Source organism: Pseudoalteromonas sp. TB25 (assembly GCF_000497995.1).
Taxonomy (GTDB): Bacteria; Pseudomonadota; Gammaproteobacteria; order Enterobacterales; family Alteromonadaceae; genus Pseudoalteromonas; species Pseudoalteromonas distincta.
Genome location: NZ_AUTI01000104.1, coordinates 1 through 5,070, shown reverse-complemented (window position 1 = coordinate 5,070; position 5,070 = coordinate 1). Strand labels below are relative to the sequence as shown.

Sequence of the window (5,070 nt, the reverse complement as noted above, 5' to 3'; positions counted from 1 at the left end):
GAGCCGATCAAGGTGCTGAAGTTATTTGGGCCGAGGCGCAAGATGGCGGCGACATGAAAACCGACGTTGAGCATCATGATTATGTTTACAGCTTACGTGCACCATTTAAACGCGAGCCTAAATTATTTGCCAAAGTAGAGCGCCGTTATGCGGGAATGGAGTGGGGCAACGAAAACGTAGCAATGCTGACAGACTGGCGCTTTAGCGATCGCCAAGTACGTACTTACATAGTGCAACCACGAAATGCCGACAGAAACCGCGTGCTATTTTCAGAGCGTAGTTACAACGATGCGTACAAAGACCCGGGTAATGCCATTTACGAGCGCAACGATTTAGGCGCAAACGTAATTAAAATTGTAGGCGGGCGTTATATTTACCTGCGCGGTAATGGTGCTTCAGAGCAAGGTAATGTGCCGTTTTTAGATAGGTACGATGTTAAAACAAATAGCAGCAAGCGTTTATGGCAATCAGAAGCGCCATACTATGAGCGTGTTCGTGCACTACTTGATGACGAAGGTGAGCGCTTTATTACTATTCGCGAATCTAAAACTGAGCAACCTAACTTTTTTATACGTGATTTAGATAACGACACGTTAACGCAACTAACGACATTTGAGCATCCGTACCCTGCATTTAAAGGCGTAACTAAAGAGCAATTACGTTATAAACGCGACGACGGCGTTGAGCTTTCGGGCACGCTTTATTTACCACCAGGGTACGATAAAACACAAGGCCCGTTACCGGTACTTATGTGGGCTTACCCACTTGAATACAAAGATAAAGCGGTTGCATCGCAAGTACGCGAATCGCCTTATGCGTTTACCTACATTGGTTATTGGGGCCCAATGCCTTACCTTGCTAAAGGTATTGCCGTGTTTGACGACCCTAAAATGCCAATAGTGGGTATTGATGGCAGCGAGCCAAACGATAACTTTAGAAAGCAGTTAGTATCAAGTGCGCAAGCAGCTGTTGATGTATTAGTTAAAAAAGGTATTGCCGATAAAAACAAAATAGCCATAGCAGGGCACTCGTATGGTGCATTTATGGTTGCTAACTTATTGGCTCATAGCGATTTATTTAAAACAGGTATTGCTCGCAGTGGCGCGTATAACCGCACATTAACGCCGTTTGGTTTTCAAGGAGAAGAGCGTGATTTTTGGCAAGCACAAAGTGTGTACGCTAATATGTCGCCGTTTTTCCATGCTGAAAAAATTAACGAACCAATGCTAATGATCCACGGCCAAGAAGATCCTAATTCAGGAACCTTCCCAATGCAAAGTGAGCGCATGTACGCAGCCCTTAAAGGTTTAGGTAAAGATGCTCGCTTAGTAATGCTCCCTTATGAAGCACATGGTTACCGTGCGCGTAAAAGCTTATTACATGTGTTGTGGGAACAAGAACAGTGGTTAGATAAGTATTTGTTAAATGATACAGCAGAGCCAGTAGAGGTTATTACTGACCCCGTGGTAAGTGCTGGTCAATAGTAATAAAAATGAGTAAGCAACAGCGCGGCTACTTATAGCCGCGTTTTTGCTTTTAATATGAGAGTAAATTAATGATTGATGTAGCAGCACTTGCGGTTTTTATTCCTACGTTCTTTTTTGTGTCGATAACGCCTGGTATGTGTATGACCCTTGCCATGACACTCGGTATGAGCATTGGCGTGCGCCGCACATTATGGATGATGATAGGCGAGCTGTTAGGTGTCGCAAGTGTTGCCATAGCTGCGGTATTAGGTGTTGCAAGCGTAATGCTAAATTACCCAGATGCGTTTGCTATTTTAAAGTGGGTAGGCGGTGCGTACTTAATTTATATTGGCGTTAACATGTGGCGAGCCAAAGGAAAAATGTCGGTCGATACCTCAAAACCAAGTGACGTAAGTAGGAAGTCGTTATTTACGCAAGGTTTTGTAACCGCAATTGCTAACCCTAAAGGGTGGGCGTTTATGATTTCACTACTGCCACCCTTTATAAGTGTTGAGCATGCTGTAGCCCCTCAGCTTTTAGTATTGCTTGGTGTTATAATGACCACCGAGTTTTTAAGTATGTTAGCTTACGCAACAGGCGGTAAAAGCTTACGTTTATTTTTAAGCCGTGGTGATAATATTAAATGGATGAACCGTATTGCTGGTAGCTTAATGGGGTTAGTTGGAATTTGGCTTATTTTTGGTTAGCTCAAAAAGTGGTTGATATTGTCAATTAATTTGTTATAGTTGACTTTGTCATCTATTTAACGCTTAAGGCATGCCCAAATATGAGTACACCCGTATCAGCAAACCCAGTAATGGTTGAGCCTAAAAAAACACCTGTAATTTATAAAATACTGGTTATGGTAAGTATTATTACCTTAATTGGCGGTACTCTAACTGGCATTATGACTTATGTGAATGTGGGTGTTACAGAGCATTTTTATGCAGATTGGTTTACCTCATTTATAAGTGCAGTATTGGTTATGGCGCCTGTTGGTTTTGTAATGATGACCTTAATGCATAAGCTAGTTAATAAGTTATTGCCTAGTAGTAGCGAGCTAAAACGTAATTTAGTGATTAGTGTTTTTATGGCGCTGATCATGGAGTCGGTTATGGCGTTTGTTACCGCTACTAATAATATTGGCTATGCAGATATGCGTGTATTTGTAACTGGATGGGTTGAAGGGTTATTAGCCGCATTACCAATAGGTTTAACTATAATGCTGATAATGTCGGTTACGGTAAAACCTAAAATAGAACGCTTTTTAAAAAGCTAATAACAAAAAAGAGCCATTGGCTCTTTTTTGTTATTTAGTGTTTACCTGCTCTTTAAATTGCACGATTCAAAAAAGGTGCTGTTCGGCTTATTTTAGATTGGGCTACCTCTGGAGGTTTCCCTTGCGCTACAATTAAGCCGCCTTCTTCGCCAGCACCGGGTCCTACATCAATAACCCAGTCACTATTACGGGCTACTTGCATATCGTGTTCAACCATAATAACGGTGTTGCCAGCATCCACTAATTTATTTAACTGCGACATCAGCATTGATACATCCGATGGGTGCAGGCCTGTAGTTGGCTCATCAAGAACATAAAGTGTGTTACCGCGCTGCGCACGTTGAAGCTCTGTTGCTAATTTAATACGCTGCGCTTCACCGCCCGAAAGCTCAGTGGCAGGTTGCCCTAAACGTAAATACCCAAGACCTACTTGCATAAGTGCATCGAGTGATCGCAGTATTGCAGGCTCATTTTCAAAAAAGGTATATGCCGATTCAACCGTTAAATTTAGAATATCGCTGATGTTTTTATCACGATATGTAACCTCAAGTGTTTGCTCGTTATAACGTTTGCCATGACACACTTGGCAAGGTGAATAAACGCTAGGTAAAAACAGCAGCTCTATACTCACAAAGCCAACGCCTTCACAGTTTTTACAGCGACCTTTAGCAACATTAAACGAAAAGCGACCAGCATCGTAACGGCGCTCTTTCGCTTTTTGGGTAGAAGCAAATAGTTTACGCACATGATCAAATAAACCCGTATAGGTAGCTAAGTTTGAACGAGGGGTACGGCCAATCGCTTTTTGATTTACGGTAATCAGGCGGCTTATATTATTTATTCCTTCAATGATTTTTCCGCTGGTGTGTGTTTGCAGCTCTTGTTCGAGTAAGTCGGCTTCGTCGGTTGGCGCTTCCGTTATTATTTTTTGCCCAAGTGCTTCGTAAACAAGTTCTACTAACGCTTGGCTTACTAAACTTGATTTACCAGAGCCCGAAACACCAGTAACGGTTGTCATAACACCTAGTGGAAATTCTGCATTGAGTTTTTTAAGATTGTTACGCTCAATATCTGCCAATTTTAACCACGCTTTTGGCTGCCTTTGCTCCTTTTTTTGCGCGCTGTTTTGAGTTGACTCTTGACTGGCGTTTTTAGCAAAAAGGTGACGACCGGTGTGCGAATTTTTTATTTTTCTTAACCCTTCAACAGGGCCGCTGTAAATAATGTTGCCACCATGCACACCGGCATCAGGGCCTACATCAACAATCCAATCAGCATGTTCAACAACGCTAACATCGTGTTCAACAACAAATACAGAATTGCCAGCCGCTATTAGCTCATCAAGCGCTTTTAAAAGTGCTTGAGTGTCTGCAGGGTGTAAACCCGCTGAAGGTTCATCTAACACGTAAACTACCCCAAATAATTTAGAGCGAATTTGTGTGGCAAGTCGCAATCGTTGTAGCTCTCCGGGTGAGAGCGTTGGCGTTGTACGCTCAAGCGACAAGTACCCTAAACCAAGCATGGTTAGTGCTTCAATACGGGTAAGAATATCGCTGGCAATGCGCTGCGTAACAATGGCTTGCTCTGGATTTTTTGTATTTTTATTTACTTTGGTGTTGGCGGCATTACTTAATTTTTTAGCAAGTTCGTTTAATGTAAGTTGAGATAGCTCGCCAATATCAAGCCCTGCAAATTTAACACTTAGCGACGCTTGTTTTAATTTTTTACCTTGGCAGGTAGGGCACTGCGATATTTGCATAAACTGCGATACGCGCTTTTTTGTACGCGGGCTTTGGGTAGTAGCAAAAGACTGTAAAACAAAGCGTTTAGCGCTTGAAAAAGTTCCCATGTAGCTTGGATCTTCATTATTTTTTATCGCATTATGTGTTTGCTCATAGGTGTAATCTGGGTATACCGGCACAGTAGGTGTTTCGTCGGTAAATAAAATCCAATCGCGTGCTTTTTTAGAAAGTTTGTTCCAAGGTGTGTCTATGTCATAACCAAGCGAGGTAAGTATACGGCTTAGGTTTTTACCTTGCCATGCTGGTGGCCACGCGGCTATAGCGCGCTGGCGAATAGTTTTTGTATCATCTGGCACAAGTAGCTTTTCGGTTACTTCAAACACTCGGCCTATTCCTGAGCATTCTGGGCAGGCACCTTGTGGCGTATTCGGCGAAAACGCATCGGCGTAAAGTATGCCTTGCCCTTTGGGGTATTCGCCTGCGCGTGAGTAAAGCATGCGTAGCGCGTTAGAAATAGTTGTTATGCTGCCAACTGATGAGCGAACCGACGGTGCGCCGCGTTGCTGCTGCAAAGCAACGGCAG

The 5,070-nt window shown here is 42.9% G+C and carries 4 protein-coding genes; 3 read left to right on the top strand and 1 reads right to left on the bottom strand.

Going from position 1 to position 5,070, the window contains the following annotated elements; all coding sequences use genetic code 11:
* The 3 genes from L652_RS0102230 to L652_RS0102220 form a co-directional block, all read left to right on the top strand.
* Positions 1 to 1,484, top strand: a 1,484-nt coding sequence (locus L652_RS0102230) for a prolyl oligopeptidase family serine peptidase (protein ID WP_024595056.1), incomplete at its 5' end; no start/stop codon positions are given.
* 71 nt (positions 1,485 to 1,555) lie between these two features.
* Positions 1,556 to 2,173 carry a LysE family translocator gene (locus L652_RS0102225; RefSeq protein ID WP_024595057.1) on the top strand — a complete coding sequence of 206 codons (618 nt, stop codon included), beginning with the start codon at positions 1,556 to 1,558 and terminating at the stop codon, positions 2,171 to 2,173.
* An 80-nt stretch (positions 2,174 to 2,253) separates the two neighbouring features.
* Positions 2,254 to 2,745, top strand: coding sequence for a DUF2798 domain-containing protein (locus L652_RS0102220; RefSeq protein ID WP_024595058.1), 492 nt, complete (start codon positions 2,254 to 2,256; stop codon positions 2,743 to 2,745).
* A 52-nt stretch (positions 2,746 to 2,797) separates the two neighbouring features.
* Here the strand turns inward: L652_RS0102220 and uvrA are convergent.
* Positions 2,798 to 5,070, bottom strand: a 2,273-nt coding sequence (gene uvrA / locus L652_RS0102215) for an excinuclease ABC subunit UvrA (protein ID WP_024603240.1), incomplete at its 5' end; no start/stop codon positions are given.

What these genes read in the sequence shown, in the direction of transcription:
- L652_RS0102225 (WP_024595057.1), top strand. Translation starts at nt 1,556, where the DNA reads ATGATTGATGTAGCAGCACTTGCGGTTTTTATTCCTACGTTCTTTTTT.
- L652_RS0102220 (WP_024595058.1), top strand. Translation starts at nt 2,254, where the DNA reads ATGAGTACACCCGTATCAGCAAACCCAGTAATGGTTGAGCCTAAAAAA.